General features: G+C 73.0%; 25 protein-coding genes. 11 read left to right on the forward strand and 14 right to left on the reverse strand.

Annotated elements, in window-relative coordinates; genetic code table 11:
* Positions 1-57 precede the first annotated feature (57 nt).
* The gene (locus ACWENQ_RS18020; RefSeq protein ID WP_449922540.1) at positions 58-1,122 is read left to right on the forward strand and encodes an NAD(P)-binding domain-containing protein; all 1,065 of its coding nucleotides are present in this window, start codon (positions 58-60) and stop codon (positions 1,120-1,122) included.
* A gap of 10 nt (positions 1,123-1,132) precedes the next feature.
* Here the strand turns inward: ACWENQ_RS18020 and ACWENQ_RS18025 are convergent, their stop codons facing one another.
* Positions 1,133-1,732 carry a DUF4396 domain-containing protein gene (locus ACWENQ_RS18025; RefSeq protein WP_452415177.1) on the reverse strand — a complete coding sequence of 200 codons (600 nt, stop codon included), beginning with the start codon at positions 1,730-1,732 and terminating at the stop codon, positions 1,133-1,135.
* A 140-nt stretch (positions 1,733-1,872) separates the two neighbouring features.
* Between ACWENQ_RS18025 and ACWENQ_RS18030 the strand changes: the two genes are divergently transcribed.
* The 3 genes from ACWENQ_RS18030 (at position 1,873) to ACWENQ_RS18040 (ending at position 5,997) form a co-directional block, all read left to right on the forward strand.
* Positions 1,873-3,732 carry a protein kinase domain-containing protein gene (locus ACWENQ_RS18030; RefSeq protein WP_452415179.1) on the forward strand — a complete coding sequence of 620 codons (1,860 nt, stop codon included), beginning with the start codon at positions 1,873-1,875 and terminating at the stop codon, positions 3,730-3,732.
* Positions 3,733-3,836: 104 nt separating this feature from the next.
* Positions 3,837-4,829, forward strand: a complete 993-nt coding sequence (locus ACWENQ_RS18035) for a coiled-coil domain-containing protein (RefSeq protein WP_449922535.1) — start codon at positions 3,837-3,839, stop codon at positions 4,827-4,829.
* Positions 4,830-4,842: 13 nt separating this feature from the next.
* Complete coding sequence (locus tag ACWENQ_RS18040; RefSeq protein WP_452415180.1) at positions 4,843-5,997, forward strand: aminotransferase class V-fold PLP-dependent enzyme; 1,155 nt, start codon at positions 4,843-4,845, stop codon at positions 5,995-5,997.
* Positions 5,998-6,000: 3 nt separating this feature from the next.
* On the opposite strand, the gene ACWENQ_RS18045 is transcribed toward ACWENQ_RS18040, so the two are convergent.
* Both ACWENQ_RS18045 and ACWENQ_RS18050 read right to left on the reverse strand, forming a co-directional pair.
* Positions 6,001-6,924: a pirin family protein gene (locus ACWENQ_RS18045; RefSeq protein ID WP_452415181.1), complete on the reverse strand. Its 924-nt coding sequence runs from the start codon at positions 6,922-6,924 to the stop codon at positions 6,001-6,003.
* 2 nt (positions 6,925-6,926) lie between these two features.
* Positions 6,927-8,039 carry an MBL fold metallo-hydrolase gene (locus tag ACWENQ_RS18050; protein WP_452415470.1) on the reverse strand — a complete coding sequence of 371 codons (1,113 nt, stop codon included), beginning with the start codon at positions 8,037-8,039 and terminating at the stop codon, positions 6,927-6,929.
* A 314-nt stretch (positions 8,040-8,353) separates the two neighbouring features.
* Between ACWENQ_RS18050 and ACWENQ_RS18055 the strand changes: the two genes are divergently transcribed.
* From ACWENQ_RS18055 to ACWENQ_RS18065, 3 genes are all read left to right on the forward strand, one after another.
* Positions 8,354-9,100, forward strand: coding sequence for a hypothetical protein (locus ACWENQ_RS18055; RefSeq protein WP_452415183.1), 747 nt, complete (start codon positions 8,354-8,356; stop codon positions 9,098-9,100).
* Between the two features lie 220 nt (positions 9,101-9,320).
* Entirely contained in the window at positions 9,321-10,190 is an 870-nt protein-coding gene (locus tag ACWENQ_RS18060; protein ID WP_452415184.1) for a Cgl0159 family (beta/alpha)8-fold protein, read from the forward strand.
* 105 nt (positions 10,191-10,295) lie between these two features.
* Entirely contained in the window at positions 10,296-11,522 is a 1,227-nt protein-coding gene (locus ACWENQ_RS18065) for an MFS transporter (protein ID WP_452415186.1), read from the forward strand.
* Positions 11,523-11,710: 188 nt separating this feature from the next.
* Here ACWENQ_RS18065 and ACWENQ_RS18070 read toward each other — a convergent pair whose 3' ends face one another.
* A complete protein-coding gene (locus ACWENQ_RS18070; protein WP_449922528.1) occupies positions 11,711-12,037 on the reverse strand; it encodes a hypothetical protein in 327 nt (108 codons plus the stop codon).
* Between the two features lie 145 nt (positions 12,038-12,182).
* On the opposite strand from ACWENQ_RS18070, the gene ACWENQ_RS18075 reads away from it, so the two are divergent.
* Entirely contained in the window at positions 12,183-13,343 is a 1,161-nt protein-coding gene (locus ACWENQ_RS18075; RefSeq protein ID WP_452415188.1) for a cysteine desulfurase family protein, read from the forward strand.
* Positions 13,344-13,383: 40 nt separating this feature from the next.
* Complete coding sequence (locus ACWENQ_RS18080) at positions 13,384-13,911, forward strand: DinB family protein (RefSeq protein ID WP_452415190.1); 528 nt, start codon at positions 13,384-13,386, stop codon at positions 13,909-13,911.
* 13 nt (positions 13,912-13,924) lie between these two features.
* On the opposite strand, the gene ACWENQ_RS18085 is transcribed toward ACWENQ_RS18080, so the two are convergent.
* Both ACWENQ_RS18085 and ACWENQ_RS18090 read right to left on the reverse strand, forming a co-directional pair.
* A complete protein-coding gene (locus tag ACWENQ_RS18085) occupies positions 13,925-14,248 on the reverse strand; it encodes an AzlD domain-containing protein (protein WP_354922206.1) in 324 nt (107 codons plus the stop codon).
* Positions 14,245-14,922 carry an AzlC family ABC transporter permease gene (locus tag ACWENQ_RS18090; RefSeq protein WP_449922521.1) on the reverse strand — a complete coding sequence of 226 codons (678 nt, stop codon included), beginning with the start codon at positions 14,920-14,922 and terminating at the stop codon, positions 14,245-14,247. Before ACWENQ_RS18090 ends, ACWENQ_RS18085 begins: the two co-directional genes overlap by 4 nt.
* 84 nt (positions 14,923-15,006) lie before the next feature.
* On the opposite strand from ACWENQ_RS18090, the gene ACWENQ_RS18095 reads away from it, so the two are divergent.
* Complete coding sequence (locus ACWENQ_RS18095) at positions 15,007-15,543, forward strand: helix-turn-helix domain-containing protein (RefSeq protein ID WP_354922212.1); 537 nt, start codon at positions 15,007-15,009, stop codon at positions 15,541-15,543.
* 16 nt (positions 15,544-15,559) lie between these two features.
* Here ACWENQ_RS18095 and ACWENQ_RS18100 read toward each other — a convergent pair whose 3' ends face one another.
* Positions 15,560-15,994 (reverse strand): sensor histidine kinase, encoded by a 435-nt coding sequence (locus ACWENQ_RS18100; RefSeq protein ID WP_449922517.1) that lies wholly within the window; start codon positions 15,992-15,994, stop codon positions 15,560-15,562.
* Between the two features lie 161 nt (positions 15,995-16,155).
* Here ACWENQ_RS18100 and hypF point away from each other — a divergent pair, with 161 nt between their 5' ends.
* The gene (hypF, locus tag ACWENQ_RS18105) at positions 16,156-18,429 is read left to right on the forward strand and encodes a carbamoyltransferase HypF (RefSeq protein ID WP_452415191.1); all 2,274 of its coding nucleotides are present in this window, start codon (positions 16,156-16,158) and stop codon (positions 18,427-18,429) included.
* A gap of 10 nt (positions 18,430-18,439) precedes the next feature.
* Here the strand turns inward: hypF and ACWENQ_RS18110 are convergent, their stop codons facing one another.
* Genes ACWENQ_RS18110 through ACWENQ_RS18140 form a run of 7 tightly spaced genes read right to left on the reverse strand, consistent with a single transcriptional unit; the run spans position 18,440 to position 23,833 of the window.
* Positions 18,440-18,835, reverse strand: a complete 396-nt coding sequence (locus ACWENQ_RS18110) for a hypothetical protein (protein WP_452415193.1) — start codon at positions 18,833-18,835, stop codon at positions 18,440-18,442.
* A gap of 24 nt (positions 18,836-18,859) precedes the next feature.
* Positions 18,860-20,119, reverse strand: a complete 1,260-nt coding sequence (hypE, locus tag ACWENQ_RS18115; protein WP_449922511.1) for a hydrogenase expression/formation protein HypE — start codon at positions 20,117-20,119, stop codon at positions 18,860-18,862.
* The gene (gene hypD / locus ACWENQ_RS18120; RefSeq protein ID WP_449922509.1) at positions 20,116-21,240 is read right to left on the reverse strand and encodes a hydrogenase formation protein HypD; all 1,125 of its coding nucleotides are present in this window, start codon (positions 21,238-21,240) and stop codon (positions 20,116-20,118) included. The genes hypE and hypD overlap by 4 nt, the downstream gene beginning before the upstream one ends.
* A gap of 6 nt (positions 21,241-21,246) precedes the next feature.
* Positions 21,247-21,525, reverse strand: a complete 279-nt coding sequence (locus ACWENQ_RS18125; protein WP_449922507.1) for a HypC/HybG/HupF family hydrogenase formation chaperone — start codon at positions 21,523-21,525, stop codon at positions 21,247-21,249.
* The gene (locus tag ACWENQ_RS18130) at positions 21,503-21,865 is read right to left on the reverse strand and encodes a hydrogenase maturation nickel metallochaperone HypA/HybF (protein WP_452415194.1); all 363 of its coding nucleotides are present in this window, start codon (positions 21,863-21,865) and stop codon (positions 21,503-21,505) included. The genes ACWENQ_RS18125 and ACWENQ_RS18130 overlap by 23 nt, the downstream gene beginning before the upstream one ends.
* On the reverse strand, positions 21,858-22,475 hold the full coding sequence (locus tag ACWENQ_RS18135) for a hydrogenase maturation protease (RefSeq protein ID WP_449922503.1): 618 nt from the start codon (positions 22,473-22,475) through the stop codon (positions 21,858-21,860). The genes ACWENQ_RS18130 and ACWENQ_RS18135 overlap by 8 nt, the downstream gene beginning before the upstream one ends.
* Positions 22,472-23,833 (reverse strand): hypothetical protein, encoded by a 1,362-nt coding sequence (locus ACWENQ_RS18140; protein ID WP_449922823.1) that lies wholly within the window; start codon positions 23,831-23,833, stop codon positions 22,472-22,474. Before ACWENQ_RS18140 ends, ACWENQ_RS18135 begins: the two co-directional genes overlap by 4 nt.

Below are 23,833 nucleotides of genomic sequence, written 5' to 3' on the forward strand. Positions count from 1 at the left end.
GGCCGTACCGGGCCTTCCCCGAGGGCGGGAAGGCCCGGCGCGCCCGCGTGGTTGGTGATGGACGTGAACGAGACCGACGTCGTGGTGATCGGAGCGGGCCAGGCGGGCCTGTCCAGCGCCTACTTCCTGGACCGCTTCGGCCTGGGACCCGTGGTGCTCGACGCCGCCGAGGGGCCGGGCGGCGCGTGGCGGCACCGCTCGCCCTCGCTGACCATGAGCAAGGTGCACGGCATCTTCGACCTGCCCGGAGTCCACCGGGAGCCGTCCGCCGACGGGCTCGCGCCCGCCGCGCTGGTCGTCCCCGAGTACTACGGCGCCTACGAGCGGCAGGTGGGGCTGACCATCGTGCGGCCCGCCCAGGTGAGCGCGGTGCGGCGCGGCGCCGGCGACAGGCTCGTGGTCTCGTCCGGCGCGGGGGAGTGGGCGGCCAGGGCGGTGGTCAACGCCACCGGCACGTGGACGCGCCCCTACTGGCCCTACTACCCGGGAGGAGCGGGCTTCCTCGGCAGGCAGCTCCATTACGCCGCCTACCGTGGACCGGCGGAGTTCACCGGCCGCAGGGTCGTCGTGGTGGGCGGCGGCGCCTCGGCGATGCACGTGCTGTCCGAGCTGGGCGGCGTCGCGGCCGGCACGCTGTGGGTCACCCGCCGCCCGCCGGTCTGGCGCGACGACGACTTCGGCGAGGGGGCGCGCAGGGAGGCGGTGGCCAAGGTCGAGGAGCGGGTACGGCAGGGCCTGCCGCCGCGGAGCGTGGTCAGCGTGACCGGCCTCGGCCACACCCCCGTCGTGCTCGAGGCGATGGAGAAGGGCACCCTGCACCGGCTGCCGATGTTCGCCAGGATCGAGCCGGACGGGGTGGCCTGGGCCGACGGCCGGTTCGAGCCCGCCGACACGATCGTGTGGGCGACCGGCTTCCGCTCGGCGCTCGACCACCTGGCCCCGCTACGGCTGCGCACGCCCGGCGGGGGCATCCAGGTCGACGGCACCCAGGCGGTCGCGGAGCCGCGCCTGCAACTGGTCGGCTACGGCCCCTCGGCCAGCACGGTCGGCGCCAACCGCGCGGGCCGTACCGCCGCCGTGAACGTGCGCAGGTTCCTCGGGGCCGCCAGGGTCGCCGCCTGACCGGCGGATCTCAGTGGTAGGCGTGCACCACCGCGTGGCCCTTGCCCTTGCCGATGAGCCACTTGTTGATCGGCGTCGTCACCAGGAAGGCAATCGCGAACGCCACCGCCAGCGCCCCCCAGAACAGGCCCGTGGCCAGCCCCGCGTCCATCGCGCCCGGGATGACGAGCATGACGCCGTTGTCCACGATCTCCATCACCACGATGGAGACCGTGTCGGCGGCCAGGGCCACCCGCAGCGCGCGCCCCCAGCTCAGCCCGGCCCTGCGCACGGGGATCATGGTGAGCAGGTAGCCGAACACGAAGGCCAGGGCGATGGCCAGGGCGATCGTCGGCGCGTTCGACCAGCTCAGGGCGGTGCCGATCACCATGCCGAGCACCTCTCCGATGGCGCATCCGGTGAGGCAGTGCAGGGTCGCCGTGGCGGCCATGCCCCAGGAAACGCCACCGCCGTGCGCGGCATGGCTGCCGTGCCCGGCATGACTGCCGTGCTCAGCATGACTGCCGTGCCCGGCATGATGGTCGTGCCCCGCTTCGTGCTCGTGCGCGGCGTGGCGGGCGGGCGCGGCATGTTGGCCGTGCGTGCCGTGATGGTCATGCGCATCGTGCATGTCGGACATTTCATACTCCGTCAGCGTCCAGGGGGAGAGGGGTACGGGTGCCCCCTATAGGTAATCGGCACAGGGTACTACAGCGCATAGTTCGACAACGGATCTCGACATGGTGTGGGACGGCGGGTTAACGTCCGGGCATGCAGGTGCCTGGCTACACCGAGATCAGGGAGCTTGGCCACGGCGGCACGGGGCGGGTCATGCTGGCCCTTCGCGACACCGACCGATTACCCGTCGCGATCAAGCACCTGTCCGACCCCGAACTGGTCGATCGATTCAGGACCGAGGCCGCGCTCGTCGCCGGCCTGGACAACCCGCACATCGCCCGCCTGCTGGAGTACGTCGAGGGTGAGCGGGGCGCCGCGATCGTCATGGAACTCGTCGACGGAGTCACCCTGCGCCGGCTGCTCACGCGCGAGGGCGCGACCGGCCCCGAGGCCGCCATGACCGTGCTGAAGGGCGCGCTGCTCGGGCTGGCCGAGGCGCACCGCGCGGGCGTCGTGCACCGCGACTTCAAGCCCGAGAACGTGATCGTCACCTCGGACGGCGACAGCCGCCTCGTCGACTTCGGCCTCGCCGGCTCGTGCGGACAGAGCGGCCCGCCGGCCGGCACCCCGCCGTACATGGCGCCCGAACAGTGGAACGAGGCCCCCGCGAGCCCCGCCACCGACGTCTACGCCGCGACCGTGGTGTTCTACGAATGCCTCACCGGGCGCCGTCCCTTCGACGGCTCGACCACGGCCGCCCTCGCCTACCAGCACCAGTACCTGCCGCCGCCGCTGCGTGACGTGGCCGAACCGGTCAGGGCGCTCGTCGGGCACGGCCTGGCGAAGGACCCCGCCGCCCGGCCCGCCTCGGCCGAGGCGTTCATCGCCGAACTGGAGGCCACCGCGGCCGCCGCCTACGGCGAGGACTGGGAACGGCGCGGCCGTACCGGTCTGGCGGCGCTCACCGTGCCGTACACCACGCTCTTCCCGCTGGCCGGGCCCACCATCGCCGAGACCACCAGCACGCTGGCGCGGACCACCCTCGCGCCCGCGGGCAAGCTGGCGGTGACGGCCGCCGTGACCGTGGCCACGATCGCCGCGGTGCTCGCCACCTTCACGATCTGGCGGGACCCGCCGGCGGAACCGCTGTCCGGACGCCGCCCGACGACCGGCCCTGCGGCCCTGCCCGCCCCTGCCTCCGGTACGGCGGCGCCGGCCGTCCCGGACCCCGACACGCGCCCCGGGCGGCCCGGTGAACCGGAGTGGCCGGCCGAGCCGCGGCCCGCGGACACCGCGCACCGGCAGCCTCCCGGTGTCACGGACCCGCCGCCGGCCCGGCCCAGCCCGCCGCCCGCCACCCCCGGCCGGCGCCCCACGCGCACCCCTGATCCCGGACCGACCCGCACCTCTGATCCTGGACCGACCCGCACCAGGGCCCCCGAACCCAGCCGCATCCCGGCGCCCGAACCCACCCGCACGCGCACCGCCGCCCCCGAACCGACCCGCGCCAGGACCACCCCGCCGGCCGATCCCGCGACCCCCGCTCCGGCCGATCCCGGGCCGGGGCAGCAGGGATCGGGTGACCCGGGGCCGGGCGACCAGGGGTCCGGTGATCCGAACCCGGGTGATCCCGGAACGGGTGGGCCGAACCCGGGCGACTCCGGTTCCGGTGGCTCGGGTTCCGGTGATACGGGCTCCGGCGACTCGGGCTCCGGTGACACGGGTTCCGGCGGCCAGGCGACCACGCCCGCCGGGCGCCCGATCGTGTCCGCCGAGGTGTCGGTCTCGGTCGAGGTCCCCCTGCTGGGCGGCGAGGGTGACGGCCTCGTCAACGCGGGACTCGGGGTCACGGTCGGCTCCGGACTGCTCGGCGGCGCGGCCTTCCCCGGCGTGCTGCTGCTCGGCCGCCGGATGGCCGTCACCCGCCGTCGCCGTCGCCTGGCGCCGTCGTCCGGGGCCGCCGCGGACCGTGGGCGGGCCGGCGGCGCGGCCCGTGAGCAACCGTGGCCCTGACGCGGCGTCAGGGCCGAATGCCGCACATCTGACCGGATCCTCTACTATCGTCCATCGGACAGAACGGCGCTCTCCCCGCGCCATCCCCCGGACGAAGGAGAAGCGTGGCGGTTGCGGCCCCCGGCGACCGGCGGCGCGCCCCGCTCCGCATCGTGCTCGCGGCCGGTCTGGCGGTGACCATGCCCCTGGCGTCGCCACCGGCCGAAGCGTGGGCCAAGCCCAGGCCGAGCGTCAAGCAGCTCAAGAAAGAGCTGGCCGCGCTGCAGAAGAAGTCCGACAAGCTCATCACCGAGTACTACAGCAGCCGCGTCGAGCTGCAGAAGGTGGAGAAGGTCGAGAAGACCGCCCGCGAGCGGCTGAAGGTCGCCCAGGCCGACTTCGACAGGGAGTCGGCGCAGCTGCGCCTCATGGCCACCGAGCAGTACATGTCGGGCGGGCTCGGCATCGTCCCCGCCTTGCTCGGCCAGGTCGACCTCGACGGCATGGCCGTGCTGACGGCGATCGGCGAGGAGCAGGGCGCGCGCCTCGAGGGGTTCACGCGGGTACGCGACGAGCACCGGCAGGCCAAGACCGACGCCGAGCGGCGGGCCGACGAGCTGGGCGCGCGGATCAAGGAGCTCGAGGTCCAGAAGAAGGACGCCGAGAAGGTCATCGCGAAGATCAAGGACAGGATCGACCTCCTCTACCCGACGCCCGGCGTGCGCAGGCCCGACGGGTCGTGGGTGCCGCAGCTGCCCTCGGGTCCCGACAACATCACGCCGAGGATGCGGCTGGTCAAGAAGCTCATCGCGGAGCGGTTCGGCGTGCCGTACGGGATCGGGTGCTACCGGACCATCCAGGACGGCGGCGAGCATCCGCTCGGGCGCGCCTGCGACTTCATGCTGAGCCGCGGCGGCGCCATGCCGTCGGCCCAGGAGGCGCAGCGCGGCCACGAGATCTCCGCCTGGGTGGTCAAGAACGCCGAACGGCTCGGCATCATGTACGTGATCTACCGGCAGCGGATCTGGCACGTCAGGACCAAGACCTGGCGCACGATGTCGAACAGGGGCGGAACCACCGCCAACCACTACGACCATCCGCACATCTCGGTGTATTGATAGCGTGTGACATGTGATCGACATTGACAAGGCGCGTGCGGAGACCCCTGGCTGCGCGCATGTGATCCATTTCAACAACGCCGGCGCGGCACTGCCCCCGCGCGTCGTCATGGACACCGTCAAGGAACACCTCGACCTGGAGTCGGCCATCGGCGGCTACGAGGCCAAGGACCGGGAGGCCGAGCGGCTGGAGGGCTTCTACGACTCCGTCGCCACCCTGCTCGGCGCCCACCGCGACGAGATCGCCTACGTCGAGAACGCCACCCGCGCCTGGGACATGGCCTTCTACGGCATCCCCTTCCAGGAGGGCGACAGGATCCTGACGACCACCAGCGAGTACGTCAGCAACGGCATCGCCTTCCTCCAGATCGCCCGCTCGCGCGGCGTCACCGTCGAGGTGATCCCCGACGACGCCGACGGCACCATCGACCTCGACCGCCTGGAGTCCGAGCTGGGCAGGGGCGGCGTGCGCCTGGTGGCCATCAACCACGTGCCCACCCACAACGGCCTGGTCAGTCCCGCCGCCGAGGTCGGCAGGCGGTGCAGGGACGCCGGCGTGTTCTACCTCCTCGACGCCTGCCAGTCCGTCGGCCAGATCGCCCTCGACGTCGACGAGATCGGCTGCGACTTCCTGTCCGCCACCGGGCGCAAGTTCCTGCGCGGCCCGCGCGGCACCGGTTTCCTCTACGCGCGGCGCAGCGCGATGCGCGGCCTCGAGCCGCCCTTCCTCGACCTGCACGCGGCCAGCTGGGTGACCCCCACGACCTACGAGATCCGCGACAGCGCCCTCAGGTTCGAGACGTGGGAGCGCTATTTCGCCGGCCAGCTCGGACTCGGCGCGGCCGTCGACTACGCGCTGGCGATCGGTCTGGAGGAGATCGAGGCCAGGGTGGCCGAACTGGCCGAGACCCTGCGCGCGGGACTGGCCGGCAAGCCCGGCGTGACCGTGCACGACCGCGGCGCCAGGCGTTCGGGCATCGTCACCTTCACCGTGGCGGGCCAGGACAGCACCGCGGTGAAGCTGCGGCTGCGCGAGCAGGGCATCAACGTCAGCGCCACCGAGCCCGACCAGCGTTTCGACACCGTGTCGCCCGGGTCGGCCGTGCGCGCCTCGGTGCACTACTACAACACCGAGGACGAGATCGGCCGCCTGCTCGAGGCCCTGTGACGGCTAGCGGGTCCGGCCGCGCGGCTTGAGACGGGCCGTGGGGAGGGCGGGAGCGCGCAACGGGTCGCCGTCGAACCCGGTGACCCGGCCGAAGAGCGTGCCCTCCGCCCACTCCTTGCGGAAGGTCTCGATCTCCTCGTGCGTGCGGCCGACGAAGTTCCACCACATCACGATCTCCTCCTCGAACGGCACGCCGCCGATCAGCAGCAGCCGCCCGGTGCCCGACACCCGCAGCGCGGACCGGCCGAGCCCGAGATACAGCAGCGGCCCGGCGGGCAGCGCCTCGCCGTCGACGGTCAGCGTGCCGTCCAGGGTCAGCGCCGCGTGCTCGAAGTCGGGCCGGATCGGCAGCTCGGCCGTGCCGTCGACCGACACCTCGACGCCGACCAGCGGCGTGTAGGTGCTCGCGGGGGAGGCGGCGCCGCCGAAGGAACCCATGAGGACCGTCGCCGCGTGTCCGGGCCCACGTACCACCGGCAGGTCGCCGTGGTGCTCGAAGTGCGGCGCCATGTGGCGCGCCGCCTCGGGCAGCGCCACCCACAGCTGCACGCCGTGCAGCTCCGTCCGCGGCGACTCCTCCGAGTGGGAGATGCCGCGCCCGGCCGTCATCAGGTTGAGCTGGCCCGGCCGTACCGGCTGGAGGCTGCCGAGGCTGTCACGGTGGAGCACCTCGCCTGCCACGAGCCAGGTGACGGTCTGCAGGCCGGTGTGCGGATGCGGCGGCACCCGCATCCGGGCCGTCTCGGGGCCGTACTGGTCGACGAAGCACCACGCGCCCACCATGCGCCGCCCCACGGCGGGCAGGGTGCGGGTGACCGTCATCGCGCGCGGCCCGCCGAGCGCGACCTCGTGCCCCCGCACCAGCTCGCGGACGGGCTCGCCCGCCGCGCACACCGTCTCCTGCGGGTTCGGTTCGATGTTGCTCACGCCTACGACTGTACGGCCTGCCACCAGGCGTCGACCGCCGGCACCGAGGCGGTGTCGACCAGCTCGCCGGGACGCGGGACCACGATCGAGACGTCGCGCGCCTTGGCCTCGCGCCACAGCCGGTCGACCGGCTCCGACCACGGGTGCAGGGCCAGGGTGAACGTCGCCCAGTGCACCGGCAGCAGCACCGAGCCGCCCAGGTCGACGTGGGCGTTCACCGCCTCCTCCGGGTTCATGTGGATGTCGGGCCATGCTGGGCTGTAGGCGCCGATCGGCATGAGCGTGAGGTCGAACGGGCCGTGGTCCGCGCCGATCGTGGCGTATCCCTCGAAGTAGCCCGAGTCGCCGGCGTAGAAGACCCTGCGCCGGGCGCCCGCGACCACCCACGAACCCCACAGCGTGTCGTTGCGGGTCACAGACCGGCCGGAGAAGTGGCGGGCGGCCGTCGAGACGAAACGCAGCCCCGCGACGATCGCCTCCTCCTCCCAGTCCAGCTCGATGATCCGGTACAGCGGCACGCCCCATCGCTCCAGGTGCGCGCCGATGCCCAGCGGCACCAGGAACGGCGCCTTGGAGATGCGGGTGAGCCGGCGCACCGTCGCCAGGTCCAGGTGGTCGTAGTGGTCGTGCGAGATGACGATCGCGTCGAGCTTCGGCACCTCCTCGATGGCGACGGGCACCGGGTGGTGCCGCCGCGGGCCGACGAACGGCGTGGGGGAGACCCGCCTGCTCCACACCGGGTCGAACAGCACCCGCCTGCCCTCGATCTCCACGAGCGTGGAGGCGTGGCCGTACCAGACGACGCTCAGCCCGGTCGGCGACGGAGGCGTGGCGGCGGGCGTGCGCAGCGGGATCGGGCCGGGGGGACGGCGCGACTCGCGGTCCCTCATCAGCTCGCGCAGCAGGCCGGGGGACGGCGCGCCCACCCTGGTCGGCTCCGGCATGGGGTTGTAGAAGACGCCGTCCCTGAACTGCCGCGAGCGGCGGATCCTGCCGGCCCGCTCCTCGCCCGAGGTCAACGGCCGGACGCCCAGCTCCGCGGGCACGTCGCGCAACGCCCAGCCCGCCGCGGCCAGCGCCGCCCCACCCGCGAGCAATCGGCCCACTGTCCGCATCGCCGCCATCGCTCAACCTCCACAAGCCAGTATCTCCGGGACAACCACCGCCGGAGGATCACATGTTCCCGGTTAGGACGATATATCGCGATATGTTCGCCCGCGCGGCCGAACCTGAGACCACTCTCAGCAGGAAGGGCCGGGCGGATCCCCGCCTGCGAACCCCTGCGAGGATCCGGCCTCGGGGAGCGCTCGCCCCCGGTGGCTGCAGGAGCGGCACTGGCCTCACGCGCGCACCGGACGCCGGCCGCGGAGATCACCAGTGCTCCGTGAGACGATGACGGAACGGGGACCCGCCGCGAGGGGGCACCAGGATGGACACCACCGTCACCGAGGTCGCGCCGGACGTCTACCGGATGTCCACGTTCGTCCCTGACGCCGGCATCATGTTCAACCAGTACCTGATCGACGCCGAGGAGCCGCTGCTGTTCCACACCGGGTTGCGCGCGCTGTTCCTCCCGGTGTCGGCGGCCGTCGACCGCCTCATCGGTCTGGAGCGGCTGCGCTGGATCACCTTCGGTCACGTCGAGGCCGACGAGTGCGGATCGATGAACGCCTGGCTGGCCGCCGCGCCCCGGGCCCAGGTGGCGCACGGCCGCGTGGGGTGCCTGGTGTCGGTGAACGACCTCGCCGACCGGCCGCCCCGGCCGCTGGCCGACGGCGAGGTCATGGACCTGGGCGGCAGGCGGGTACGGCGGATCGAGACGCCGCACGTCCCGCACGGCTGGGACGCGGGCCTGTTCTACGAGGAGACCGCCGGCACCCTGCTGTGCGGCGACCTGTTCACCGCGATGGGCCCGGCGCCCGCCATGACCGACAAGGAGATCGTCAGCCCCGCGCTGGCGGCGGAGGACGCCTACGGCGCGACCTGTCTCACCCCGTCCACCGGTCCCACCATGCGCGCGCTGGCCGGGCTGGAGCCGACGGCGCTCTGCCTCATGCACGGGCCCGTCTACCACGGCGACTGCGGGTCGGCGCTGCTCGACCTGGCGGGGGCCTACGAGTCTCGGCTCTCCCTCGAGGGGGTGCGCCTGCACGGACCCATCACGCCGACCGGCTAGAGGACGACCGACGGTCCCGGTCGCTGCCTGCCCCGGGTGGGACGGGCGCGCTTCCGTGCCGGTTCGGAGCGCCACCCGACCTCCGCGTTCCGCGGCTCGCAGGGTGCGGACCACGTCGCCCGGCCGTCGATCCGCTTCGCATTGACGCGGGGTTTGCCGGCTGATAAGTCTTGTCAGGACAAAACTATGTCCTGACAAGCTGCCCCTTTGGAGGAGCACCGTGGCTGCCAGGGTGGCCGAGATCGTGCGGACACGCGTGCACAACCCCGAGGCGATCGCCGAGGCCGCGAGGCTTCGCATGCCGGCGCCCTCCGTGCTGGGCGAGCACGGCCGAGTGATGATCATCGCCGCGGACCATCCGGCGCGCGGCGCGCTCGGCGCGGGCGGCGATCCGATGGCCATGGCGGATCGGGGCGATCTCCTGGACCGGCTCTGCACGGCGCTCGAACGTCCAGGCGTCACCGGCGTGATGGGCACCGCCGACATCCTGGAAGACCTGCTGCTGCTGGGCGTCCTGGACGGCAAGTCGGTCTTCGGGTCCATGAATCGCACCGGCTTGGCCGGCTCGTCGTTCGAGATCGACGACCGTTTCACCGGCTACGACGCGGAGACCATCGCGGCCATGGGCTTCGACGGGGGCAAGACGCTGACCAGGATCGCGCTGGACGACGACGCCACGCCTTCGGTGCTGGAGAACACCGCGCGGGCGGTGAACGAGCTCAACGACCGCAAGCTGATCGCGATGGTCGAGCCGTTCATCTCCCGGTGGATCGACGGCAGGATCCGCAACGACCTGTCACCGGAGGCCGTGATCCGGTCGATCGTCATCGCATGCGGGCTGGGTCGGCGCAGCGCCTACACCTGGCTGAAACTCCCCGCCATCGACGACATGACCCACGTCCTGGCGTCCTCGACCCTGCCGGTGTTGCTGCTCGGCGGCGACGGCACCGATACCGAGCGGATTTTCGACCGATGGAAACGCGCGCTGAGGATGCCGACGGCGCTCGGCCTGGTACCCGGCCGGTCGCTTCTCTATCCGGCCGACGGAGACGTGGCGGGCGCCGTTGACCGGGCCGTCAGCCTGTTGTAGGCGGGTTCCGGAGTGTCCTCGAAGCCGCCCGGCGCATGTTCGCGGCCGCCACGTCAGCGCTCGTCGAGTTCGCGCTCCGGGCAGAGAAGCCGGGGGACTGGCATCGTGCGGCTCATACCGGCGGGCATCGATCTGACGGCACTGCGGAATCCCGCCTTCCGGATGATCGCGCTGGCGCAGCTCGGCTTCGTGGTGGGCGAGCAGGTCCTCGCGGTCGCCGTCACCGTCTCGGTGCTCAGCGCCGGGGGCGACGCGGCCACGGTCGGCGTCGTGCTCGCCGCCAAAGGCGTCGCGTCGTTGTGCCTGCTCCTGGTAGGGGGAGTCTGGTCCGATCGCCTGTCGCGACGGCGGATCCTGACCGTCATGCTCGCCGTCGACGCCGCCGCGGCGAGCGTGCCCATCGTCGTGGGCGGGCACACCGCCGCCGTGTGGCTGCCGGCCACCGTCCTGTTCGTGGTCGGCGCCGCCGAGGCGTTCATCCGGCCCGCGTTCAACGCCATCCTGGCGGGCTCGCTGGACGAGGACCGGCGGATGTCCGGCCGGGCCCTGGTCAACATCTGCACCCGGGTGGGGGTCATCACCGGTCCGGTGATCGGCACGCTGCTCGCCGGCGGGAGCCAGGTCTTTCCCTTCGTGCTGGCGGCGCTCGTGTTCGCCGCCGCCGCGCTCGCCCTCCGCGGGGTCGCGGAGCCGTCATGGACGCCGGTCGCCCGCCGTTCCCTCCTCAAGGAGGCGACGGCGGGATTCGCCGAGGCGGGGCGCCGACCGTGGCTGACGGCCCTGCTCCTGTTCTCACCGGTCAGCCTCATGTTCGTGATCGCGCCCAGCCAGGTGCTCCTGCCCGTGCTGAGCCGGGACATGTTCGGCTCCTACACGGCGTACGGCACGGCCCTCGCGTGCTACGGCGCCGGCGGGCTGATCAGCAGCGTCACGATGATGGCCTGGCGCCCCCGGCGCTCGGGAGTCGTGGCCATGTGCTCGATGTCGCTGTATGCCCTCGTCCCTCTCGGCCTGCTGTACGCCCCTTCGATCTGGGTGCTCTTCTGCTGTTACCTCATCGCCGGCTTCGGCGTGGAGACGTACGCCCTGTGCTGGGACGTCGCGATGTACCGCGAGGTACCCGACCACCTGATCGGGCGGATCACCTCGCTGGCCTGGCTCGCCACCTTCGGCCTCATGCCGTTCGGCCAGGCGGTGACCGGGCCGCTGACGAACCTGACCGGCGACCAGGCCGTCCTTCTGGGCGCGGCGGGGCTCGTGCTGGTGATCCCGCCATGCCTGCTTCTCGTCCCCGGGATGACCCACCTGCGAGGCACGCGCACGCCGGGGTAGCGGCCGGCTGGACCGGGCAGCGGGGGTGGCGTTCCGCGGGCGCGAGCGCCGCATGCCGCGCGGGGCCGCGTCATCCGGTGATCGTCACCGTCCTGTGCACCGTTCGGGGTAGGGGCTACACCGAACGGTGTACGCCCGGCGCCGGTGGAGGGCCGCCGCGCCCTCGCGGGCACGGCGGGAGGGGACCGTCAGCGGATCACCCGGCACACCAGGGCGTCGGAGGTGCCGCGGAAGGCGCTCATGACCACGTCGGTCGTGAGGAACTTGCAGGCCAGGTACGGGTCACCGGACCCGGCGTACTGCAGGCCGCCTCCGGGGCCGCTGCCGTAGCACCGCAGGCCGCTCGACTCGTAGAAGCCGATCCAGGCGGAGGAGGAGACCTTGGCGCGGCAGTAGTCGCCGATCGAGAGAGGGCCGAAGGGGACGTCGACGACGGCGGCGGAGTGGGCGGGGGTGGCGAGGGTGACCAGCGCGGCACACAAGCCGGCGGCCAGGACGAGGGGGCGGAGACGCATGTGTGCTCCAATGGGGGGAGAGGGACGGTCGAGTCCACTCTTTATAAAGAAACTTTCCTAAGCAATGGCTTGACTTCCCGGGGGGAGCCCCTCCTGCTACGTTCGGCCGGGATCGCGATCTTCATCCGCTCCCGAGGAGGCCGCCATGACGCATCCCGCGCTCGCGGGCGCGCCCGTCTACCTGGACTACAACGCCACCACCCCGGTGGACCCCGAAGCGCTGGAGGCGGCGCTGCCGTACCTGACGGCCCACTTCGGCAACCCCTCCAGCGGCCACGCCTACGCCCGCGCGCCGCGCGCGGCCCTCGACCGTGCCCGCCGGCAGGTGGCCGAGCTGCTCGGCGCCGAGCCCTCAGAGGTGATCTTCACCGGCGGCGGCTCCGAGGCCGACGCCCTGGCCGTCCGCGGCGCCGCCCTGGCCGTCCGCGCCGGCGACCCCGGGCGGCGGCGGGTCGTCGCGCCGGCCACCGAGCACCCCGCCGTGCTGCGGTCCTGCGACGGCCTGCGGGTCGAGGGCTTCATCGTGACGCCGCTGCCGGTGGACGGCCACGGCCGCGTCGATCCCGGCGACCTGCGCGCGGTCGTGCGGCAAGGGGACACCGCGCTGGTGTCGGTCGCCTATGGCAACAGCGAGACCGGCACGATCCAGCCGATCGCCGAGCTGGCCGCCGTCGCGCGGGAGAGCGGCGCGCTGTTCCACACCGACGCCGCCCAGGCCGTCGGGAAGGTGGCCGTCGATGTGGCGGCGCTCGGTGTGGACCTGCTGACCGTGGTCGGCCACAAGATGTACGCCCCGAAGGGGGTGGGCGCGCTGTACGTGCGTGCCGGCACCCCGCTTCGTCCCGTCATCCCGGGCGGCGGCCAGGAGCGCGGCCTGCGGGCCGGCACGGAGAACGTCGCCTTCGCCGCCGCCCTGGGCCAGGCCGCCGAGACCGCCCGGCGCGAGCTGCCCGGCAGCGCCGTACGGCTGGCCGCGCTGCGCGACCTGCTGCAGGCGGAGCTGGAGGCCCGGCTGCCGGGCCGGGTGCGCCTCAACGGTCACCCGGACGCGCGCCTGCCCGGCACGCTGAACGTCAGCATCGACGGCACCAGCGGCCGTGCCCTGCTGGCCGCCGTGCCTGAGATCGCCGCCTCCACCGGCTCGGCCTGCCACGAAGGCGTCGACGCCCCCTCGCCCGTGCTGCTGGCCATGGGACTGCCGCCGGAGCGCGCGCTGGCCGCGCTGCGGCTGTCGCTGGGCCGCTGGAGCACCGAGCAGGAGGTACGGCACGCCGCCACGCTGATCGCCAAGGCGGCCGCGGGATAATCGGTGGTAGTCCCCCGCCGTCGCTGCCAGACTCCCGCGCATGACTGTGGCCCGTATCGACCTCCTCCTGCGCCAGCTCGACATCGCCTGGGCGCTGTTCGACCACCACCTCAAGGACATCGACGACGCGCTGTGCCTGTGGGAGCCGGCGCCGCACTGCTGGAGCGTGCGTCAGGACGGTCGGGGCCGGTGGGTGGCCGACTGGCAGGTGCCCGAGCCCGACCCGGTGCCGGCGGTCACGATCGGCTGGCTGACCTGGCACATGGGCTTCTGGTGGACGACCACGCTCGGGCACTGCTTCGGCGACGGCGCGCCACCGCGCGAGGAGATCATCTGGCCGGGTGGCGCCGGCGCGGCGGCCGAGTGGCTGCGCGGGCTGAAGGCGGACTGGCAGGAGCGGCTGTCGTCGCTGACCGACGCCGACCTCGACTCCGCCGACCGGACCGCCGGGCTGTGGGGGCAGGAGCAGACGCTGGCCGACGTGGCGGGCTGGCTCAACGTGGAGCTGACCAAGAACGTCGCCGAGATCGGCCTGGTGCGCATCCTCCATGGAGCACGAGCGCGGTGACCGCGGCCGGCGGTCATGGCACGCCGAGCAGCCGCAGCCCCGCGGTGACCGCGGCCGCGGACAGGACGATCACCAGGAAGGGCGCCCTGCGCCAGGCGAGCACCCCGGCGACCGCGACGCCCGCCACCCTGGCGACACCCGCCAGACCCCCCTCCTCGGTCAGGGTCGTCGTGGCCACCAGCGCGGCCAGCAGGACGACGGCGCCCGCCGCCATGAGCCGCTCCATCCGGGGCGGGAAGGTGACACGGTCACGCAGCAGGGGGCCGGCCAGCCGGAAGGCGAACGTGCCCGCGGCGAGCACCAGCGCCGCGGCCACCAGCACGACGGGGCTGTTCATCGGGAGGCCTCCGCACGTGTGGCGATGAGCGCCAGCCCGGCCAGCGAGAGCAGCACGGGCAGCCCCGCGGGCAGGAACGGCGTGGCGGCCAGGGCGACGACGACGCCGGCCAGCGCCGCGTGGCGCTTGTCCCTGTCCCGCAGGGCCGGCAGGACCAGCGCCAGCAGGACGGCCGGGAACATCGCGTCGAGCCCCAGCGCCCCGGTGTCGTCGATGAGGGCCCCGGCCAGGCCGCCGGTCACGGCGCCGAGCGGCCAGCAGATCAGGATGCCGATCCCGCAGGCCCAGTAGGCGGCCCGCTTCCGCGCGGGCTCCTCCTGCGAGAGGGCGAAGACGACCGACTCGTCGTTCATGAGGTGGGTGCCGAGCAGCCGCCGCCAGCCGCGCCCGAGCACGTCGGGCAGGGCCAGCCCGAACGGCAGGTGGCGCGCGTTGACCGCGAGCCCGGCCACCACCGCGGCGATGGGACTGCCGCCCGCCGCGATGATCCCGATGAACAGGAACTCGGAGCCCGCGGCCAGTACGAGCAGGCCGAGGATCGCCGGCAGCCACAGCGGGAAGCCGGCCGCCACGGCGGTCGCCCCGTAGGAGATGCCGACCACACCGATCGCCAGGCTCACCAGCGCGATGTCGCGCAGCAGCCCGCGGTCGAGTGTTCGTACTATCGAACGCATGGAGTCCAGAATGAACACTTCTGTCCGTGTTCGTCAAATCGAACGGCTGGATGATATTCTGAACGCATGGAGCGGGACGTTCCCATGAAATCCATCGCGGCCGCCCTGCGCCGCGAGCGCGGCGCCGCCGGCCTGTCCCTCACCGAGGTGGCCCGCCGGGCCGGCATCGCCAAGTCGACCCTTTCCCAGCTGGAGTCCGGACAGGGCAATCCCAGCCTCGAGACCCTGTGGGCGCTGTCGACGGCGCTGAACGTGCCGTTCTCCCAGATCATCGACCCGCCCCGGCCGCGGGTCCGGGTGATCAGGTCGGACGAGGGCGTGGCGGTCGCCTCGGCGCAGGCCGACTACCGGGCCGTCCTGCTGGCCGCCAGCCCCCCGGCCGCCCGCCGCGACATCTACCGCATCGAGGCCGAACCCGGCACCGTGCGCTCCTCCGATCCCCACATGCCCGGCGTCATCGAGCACGTCGTCCTGGCCACCGGCCGGGCGCTGGTGGGCGTCGTCGACGAGCCGGTGGAACTGCGTCCCGGCGACTACATCTCCTATCCGGGAGACCTGCCGCACGTCTTCGAGGCGCTGGAGCCGTCGACCAGCGGGATCCTGATCTCCGAGCACACCTGACGGCCCGCCCGCCTCGCTAGAGGCCGCGCAGGGCGGCGCGCGGGATCACCCCGCTGACCGTCGTGCCGCCGCCGAGGGTGCTGGTGACGGTGCAGCGTCCGCCCACGGACGCCAGGTGCGCGCGCATCGCGACGATCCCGCGGCCGGCGGCCGGCCCGACGAAACCCCTTCCCTCGTCGCTGACCGTGAGGCGCAGCCCCTTGTCGCCTACGGTCACGGCGACGGAGACGACCCGCGCGCCGCTGTGCTTCTCGACGTTGGACAGCGCCTCGGCGAAGCAGCCCAGAACCGCCTCGACCACCCGCCTGGGCACCCGCTCGGAGGGCAACGCCCAAGTCTCGACGGCGATCCCGGTACGCCGCGACCACTCGGCCAGCTGGTGGTCGAGCTCGCCTGCGAGGTCCGTGGCGCGCCGCTGGACGATGCCGCGCAGATGCTTGCGTCTTTCCATGGGTTTCCCGGTGTTCGCCTCGACGATGCGCACGTCAGGTGCGCCGGCCTGGAAGCTTCATTTGAGCACAGACCTTGTCGACGGTTCTGTACGACCATAACCAACTTTCCCTTGCCGCCCCCCGCTTCTCGCCCGTCCGGGTCCGGACGGACAATGAGGAGGTGAGCAGGCGTGTCCGCGCCATGGTCCTGGTCGAAGGCGTCGTGCAGGGGGTCGGGTTCCGGCCCTTCGTGTACGGCCTGGCCACCGGGCTCGGCCTCGACGGGCTGGTCGGCAACGACGAGCGGGGGGTGTTCATCGAGGTCGAGGGTGCGCACGCCCGGGTCCAGGAGTTCCTGGCGACGCTGCGCGCCAGCCCGCCCCCGCTGGCCTCGATCGAGCGCATCAGCACGGGGGCCATCCCCGCCACGGGCCAGGCGGGCTTCGTCATCGCGGGCAGCGCCACCGGCGGGCGGCGCCGGGCGCTCGTCTCACCCGACGTGGCGACCTGCGCCGACTGCCTGCGCGAGATGGACGACCCGGCCGACCGCCGCCACGGCTACGCCTTCACCAACTGCACCAACTGCGGGCCGCGCTTCACGATCGTCCGCGGCGTGCCGTACGACAGGGCCCGCACCACGATGGCCGCCTTCGCCATGTGCGCTGACTGCGCGCGCGAGTACCACGATCCGGCCGACCGCCGCTTCCACGCCCAGCCGGTGTGCTGCCCGGCCTGCGGGCCCGGCCTGCGGCTGCTCGACCGCGAGGGGCGGCAGGTCGACGGCGATCCCGTGGAGGGCACGGCGCGGCTGCTGGCCGGCGGCGCCGTCCTGGCGATCAAGGGGCTGGGCGGATACCACCTGGCCGCGGTCGCCGCCGACGACAGCGCGGTCGCGGCGCTGCGCCGCCGCAAGCACAGGGAGGACAAGCCGTTCGCCGTCATGGTGCCCGACCTGGCCGCCGCCCGCCTGCTGTGCGAGGTCGGCGGGGAGGAGGAGCGCCTGCTCACCTGCCGGGCCCGCCCGATCGTGCTGCTGCGCCGCCGTCCGGACGCCGAGGTGGCCGCCCCGGTGGCCCCCGGCAACCACTGGCTCGGCCTGATGCTGCCCTACACCCCGCTGCACCACCTCCTGCTCCGCCGGCTCGCCACCCCCATCGTGCTGACCAGCGGCAACGTCTGCGACGAACCCATCGTGTACGTCGACGAGGAGGCCGTGCCCAGGCTGGGCGGCATCGCCGACGCCTTCCTCACCCACGACCGGCGCATCCACATGCGCACCGACGACTCGGTGGTACGCGTCTTCCGCGGCGAGGCGCTGCCCGTGCGGCGCTCCCGGGGGTACGTGCCCCAGCCGCTCGAGCTGGCCTGGCCCTTCCCGCGGCCCGTCCTCGGCTGCGGCGCCGAACTCAAGCACACCTTCTGCCTGGCCAGGGACGGGCACGCCTTCGTCTCCCACCACATCGGCGACCTGGAGAACTACGAGACGCTGCGCTCCTTCACCGAGGGCGTCGAGCACTTCGGGCGGCTGTTCGACATCGTCCCCGAGGTGCTGGCGCACGACCTGCACCCGGAGTACCTGTCCACCAAGTACGCGCTGGCCAGGGACGGCCTCGACCTGGTCGCCGTGCAGCACCACCACGCGCACGTCGCCTCGTGCCTGGCCGACAACGGCGTCGCGGGGCCGGTCATCGGCGTGGCCTTCGACGGGCTCGGCTACGGCGAGGACGCCACGCTGTGGGGCGGCGAGTTCCTGATCGCGGACCTGACCGGCTTCCGGCGGGCCGGCCACCTGGCGACGGTGCCGATGCCCGGCGGCGCGGCGGCGATCAGGCAGCCGTGGCGCATGGCCGCCGCCCACCTCGACCTGGCCTACGACGGCGACGTGCCGGCCGGCCTCGACGTCGTCCGGCGCAACGCGGAGCGCTGGGCGGCCGTCGTCGCGCTCGCCCGCCGCGGCGTCGGCGCCCCTCCCACCTCCAGCATGGGCAGGCTGTTCGACGCCGTCGCGACGATCGTCGGCGAGCGCGACGCGATCACCTACGAGGGCCAGGCCGCCATCGAGCTGGAACAGTGGGCCGACCAGGCCGAGGACGGCGCCTACCCGTGCCGCCTGGTGGGGGAGGAGCCGTTCGTCGTGCCCGGCGCCGAACTGGTCCGGGCGGTCGTGGAGGACGTGCGGGCGGGCACGGACCGGGCAGTGACAGCCGCCCGGTTCCACAACGCGATCGCGGCTGCCGTCGCCGACGGCTGCACCCGGCTACGGCAGGCCGGCGGCCCGTCCACGGTGGCGCTGTCGGGCGGGGTGTTCCAGAACCTCCTGCTGCTCGGGCGGGCCACGGCGTTGCTGGAGGAGCGCGGCTTCCACGTCCTGACGCACCGGCGGGTGCCGCCGAACGACGGCGGGATCAGCCTGGGACAGGCCGCCGTCGCCGCGGCCCGCGACCGGCTTCGCTGAGCGGCGCGGGTCAGCCGCCCTGGTCGCCCGAGGGCAGGGTCGGGCTCTCCCCGTCCTGCGGCTCCTGCGGCCCCACCCCCGTGGAGTCCTCGGCGCTCGAGCCGCCGTACGGCCGGCCCGACTCGCCCTTCACCCCGATCGTCTCCCTTCCGGCCTCCTCTTCCTCCTTGGCGATCTCCTCCGCCCGCCTGGAGGTGCTCTCGCCCACGCCGTGCGGTGTGCCCGGCTCGGTGTCGGTGGCGGAGACACCGGCGCGTTCCTCCTCGGACGGCGCCCGCCCTTCGCCGGGCGGAGCGGCCCGCTCGGGCGTGAAGGCACGGTCACCGGCCTGGCGGGCCTCCTCGCTCCCGCGTCCGACGTCGGGAGAGAACCCGTGCTGGTCCTCGGGCTCGCGGGGCTCTGACATGTTCAGCACCTCCGTCAGAAGTCATCAGCAGATGCGGGGGAGCGGGTCGCCGACCAGCAGGTCGACGATGCGGGTGCCGCCGAAGGCGGTCTTCAGCAGCACCAGACCCGCCGGATCGTCCTTGACGTGGCCGACCAGCGCGGCGCCCTCGCCCAGCGGGTGCCCTCGCAGGGCCGCAAGGGCGGTGTCGGCCGCCGCGCCGTCGACGACCACGACCATGCGGCCTTCGCAGGCGACGTAGAGCGGGTCGATGCCGAGCAACTCGCACGCGCCGCGCACGCCCGGCCGTACCGGGACGGCCTCCTCGTCGACGACCACGGCCACGCCCGAGGCGCGCGCGATCTCGTTGAGTATCGTCGCGACCCCGCCGCGGGTGGCGTCGCGCAGACAGCGCACCGCGCCCCCGCCGCCGGCCCCGCCACCGTCCTCACCGGCGCCCGCGCCGTCATCCTCGCCGGCGCACGCGTCGAGCAGCGCCGCGGTCAGGCCGTTCAGCGGCGCGGTGTCCGACGTCAGGTCGGCCTCGATGTCCAGCTCACCCCTGGCGAGCATGATGGTGACGCCGTGCTCGCCGATCGGTCCCGACACCAGGATCGCGTCGCCGGGACGCGCGCGGGAGACCCCCAGGTCAAAGCGCCGGTCCATCAGCCCGACACCGGCGGTGTTGACGTAGCAGCCGTCGGCCTTGCCCCTCTGCACGACCTTGGTGTCCCCGGTCACGATGAGCACGCCCGCGGCGGCGGCCGCCGCCGCCATCGAGGCGGTGATGCGCCGCAGGTCCTCGACGGGGAAGCCCTCCTCGAGCACGAATCCGGCCGACAGGTACAGCGGGCGGGCGCCGCACACCGACAGGTCGTTGACGGTGCCGTTGACGGCCAGGTCGCCGATGTCCCCTCCGGGGAAGAACAGCGGCGACACCACGTAGGAGTCGGTGGTGAAGGCGAGCCTGGCCGTACCGACGTCCAGCACGGCGCCGTCCTCGAGCGGCTCGAGCAGCGGGTTGCGGAACGACTCCAGGAAGACCGCCTCCACCAGCGTCTGCGTCGCCTTGCCGCCCGAGCCGTGGGCCATGGTGATGTGCTCCTCCTTGACCCTGGCCTTGCGGCGGCGCGCCCGGTCGATCCGTTCGAGCACCTGCTCCTCGCGGCTGGGTCCCTCGGCTTCGGCCGCGTGCTCGCGCACGGCCGCCTCCGCCCAGTCGGCGGTGCCGCCGATGCCCGTTCCGCCGAGGTCCGTCCCGCCGAGGCGGGCCCGGTCGGTGCCCGTCCTCTCCACGCCGGTCACCGCGTCGCCTCCCTCACCCGCTCGCGCGAGAAGCGGCCGAAGTTGTAGTACGCGGCGCAGGCGCCCTCGGAGGAGACCATGCAGGTGCCGATCGGCGTCTCCGGCGTGCAGGCGGTGCCGAACACCTTGCACTCCCACGGCTTGAGCACGCCCTTCAGCACCTCGCCGCACTGGCAGGCCTTCGGATCGGCCACCCTGCCGCCGGGGATCTCGAAGATCTGCTCGGCGTCGAAGGCGGCGTACTTCTCCCGCATCCTCAGCGCGGAGTGGGAGATGAAGCCGAGACCCCGCCACTCGAAGTACGGACGCAGCTCCATCACCTCGTTGATGACCTTGAGCGCTGTGAGGTTGCCCGCCCAGGGCACCACGCGCGCGTACTGGTTCTCGACCTCGGAGCGGCCCTCGGCCAGCTGCACGAGCAGCATGTAGATCGACTGCAGGATGTCCAGCGGTTCGAAGCCCGCCACGACCAGCGGTTTGCCGTAGTCGCGGGCGATGAACTCGTACGGCCGGCAGCCGATGACGGTCGAGACGTGACCAGGGCCGATGAAGCCGTCCAGCCGCAGGTCGGGCGAGTCCAGGATGGCCTTGATCGCGGGGATGATCGTCACGTGGTTGCAGAAGACCGAGAAGTTGCCGAGGCCCTCTGCCGCCGCCCGCAGCACCGTCATGGCGGTGGACGGCGCCGTGGTCTCGAAGCCGATGGCCATGAAGACCACGCGCTTGTCCGGGTTCTGCCTGGCCACCTTGAGCGCGTCCAGCGGCGAGTAGACCATGCGGATCGCGGCACCCTGGGCCATGGAGTCGAAGAACGAGCCGCGCCCGCCCGGGACCCGCATCATGTCCCCGAAGGAGGTCATGACGACGTCGGGCTGCTCGGCGATGTGGATGGCGTCGTCCACCCGCCCCATCGGGATCACGCACACCGGGCAGCCGGGCCCGTGCACCAGCGTGATGGTCTCGGGCAGGTAGTCCTCCAGGCCGTGCTTGTAGATGGTGTGGGTGTGGCCGCCGCACACCTCCATGAACTTGTAGGCCCGGCCCGGCTCGCACAGGCTCGCGATCCTGGCGGAGAGGGCGCGTGCCTTCTCGGCGTCGCGGTACTCGTCGACGAAGCGCATCGCGCCTCACCCCCGGTCGATCGATGACGTTCGAAGCGCCGCCAGTTCGTCGTCGTAGGCCTGGCCGATGCCCTCCAGGAAGTCCAGCGCGGCCCTGGCCTCCTCTTCGTCGATCTTCGACAGCGCGAAGCCGACATGGATGAGGATCCAGTCGCCGGGCTGGAGCCGCTCGTTCTCCAGCAGGCCGATGTTGACGGCCCGCCGTACCCCGCTCACGTCGACCTTGGCCAGGTCGGCGTGGTCCGGCAGGATCTCCACGATCTCACCGGGGATTCCCAGGCACATGGTGTCCCTCCGCCATCTGGATCGATTCGAGGACCAGGGCGTCGCCGCCGCGCAGGTCGACGTCGTCGCCGCCGCAGCCGCCGCACACGGCCAGCGCGTCGGCCGTCTCCTCGTGGCGCCCGCAGGTCCTGCAGGTGAGCTGGACGGGCACCACGGTCAGGTCGATCGTGGCGCCGTCGGCGACCGTCCCCTGGGCGACGAGGGAGAAGGCCTGGTCGAGCGCCGGCCCGGTGATGCGCAGCAGCGCGCCGGCGCGGACCTTGACGTGTGCCACCCGTCGCCCGACGGCCCGGCGTTCCACGGCGTCGAGCACCGAGGCGGCGATCCCGAACTCATGCACGGCTCACATCCCCCTGATGTGGAGGTAGCGCTTGATGTCGGGTATCGACTGCCACACCAGCACGGCCAGCACGGCCACGCACAGCACGATCAGCAGACGCTTCAGCATCGTCGGGCCTTCCTTCCTGTCGCGGTCCGAAAAGTTCGCGCACCAGCCCGGCGGCGCGCGGCACCGCTCGCGCGACCGCCTCGCTCAGCTCCATGCCAGGTGAGACGTCGGCGGGCTGGCAGCCGACGATGACCACGCGGCCGATCGTGACCCCGTAGGCCCGCATCAGGCCGAAGATCGCCTCGGGGGTCATGCCGTGGGCGTCGGCGAGAGCCGCCCGGGCGAGCACGTCGTCGGCGGGCCCGTGCTCGTCGAGCGCCGGCTCCAGGACCGCCAGCGTTCCCGGCGGCTCGTCCATCGGCAGCGCGTCGATCATGATCATCTCGTCGTAGCCGGAGAGCAGCTCGTAGGCCAGGTGCACGCCGCGGATCCCGAAGTCGGCCACGACCGCCTCGGCCGGCAGACCGCCCTCCGACAGCAGCCGCCTGGCGACCTCGACGCCGAAGCCGTCGTCACCGAGGAAGACGTTGCCGACCCCCGCGACCAGGACCTTCCGGCTCATCCGCCCTCCTGCCCGCCCGTCAGGGGCTCCACCTCGTCGGGCGCGAAGTAGAGGAACCGGCCCTGCTCGCGCAGCAGGTCGGCGCCCGGATCGTCGTCCAGCGTCACCGCCAGGTGGCGCTCGCCGTCCACGTCGAGGAACACCGCCTCGACCGTCGCCCGCCGCCCGGCCAGGAACATGTCGTGGGCGTCGGCCCGGCGGGCGCGCGAGCCGCCGCGCGCCGGCAGCAGGCGCACGGCGCTGCCCCTGGCGAGGGTCACCCCGTCGACCACGACGCTGTCGCTCTCGGGCGAGACCGACCGGTCGGAGCCCGGATCCCACCACGGCGGAGCGGCCTGCGCGGCCGGATGCAGCCGGTGGACGGCGCCGTGGAGCCGTTCGAGCACCTCCGCCGGGAGGTCGCCCACCCGGTCGATGATCTCGGCGGCCCTCGGGTCGGTGGCCCTGGCCTCGCGCTTCTCCGCATCGGTGAGGGCGAGCGTGCGCAGGCTGAGCAACTCGTCGATCTCGGTCGCGTCGAACAGGTCGCCCGGGCTCTCCCGCGCGATGGACGGGTGGTCGTACAGGATGATCGGCGCGGACAGCATCACGTCACGCCGTCCGGGCTCGCCGGCCAGCACCGGCCAGGTGCGCAGGTTCTCGCACGCCGCCGCCGCGGCCGCCGCCCAGGCGGGCGGGTCGAGCAGGGACACGAACGCCGCCGACCCGGCCTCGAGCAGCGTGTGCGCGGCGATCAGCGAGCAGTGCAGCGCGTCGTCCCTGGAGGCGTCGGGATCGTCCCACTCCGTGGTGTTCTCGACCCGGACGCGCAGCCTCACCAGCCCGTACGGCCCGTCCACCCGCTCGGCCCGCACCCGCAGCACGGCGTCGAGACGCCGGTCCTCACGCACGATCCGGCCGAGCGGCTCGCCGCCGGGGCCGGTCAGCGGCTCCACCGCACGCGCCCCCGGGTGGCCCACGTCGTAGGTCCTCTCGGCGGCCAGCACCTCCTCCAGCGCCACCACCGTGTCACGCTCCCGCTCCACGGCCTCGTCGAAGGTGAGGTAGGTCTGCCCGGCGATCTCGAGCGCGGGGACGGGGCGGTGCCCGCCGGCCTCGGCGCGCTCGACGGTCCTGGAGCGGACCTGCAGGAAGCGCAGGTCGATCCGCACCACGGCGTCCTCGGCGCCGGGGGCCACCTCGAGCAGGCACTCGGTCTGGCAGACGGGGTGCTCGGCCGTCGCGGTGTAGGCCGGCGGCACCAGCACCCCGAACTGCCAGCGCGCCTGGTTCTTGGTGGCCGAGGCCCGGTAGGGGTAGAGCAGGTACCCCTCGTAGAGCACCGCGTCGGCGACCTCACGGGCGATCCGCATCGACAT

Source organism: Nonomuraea sp. NPDC004354 (assembly GCF_053602555.1).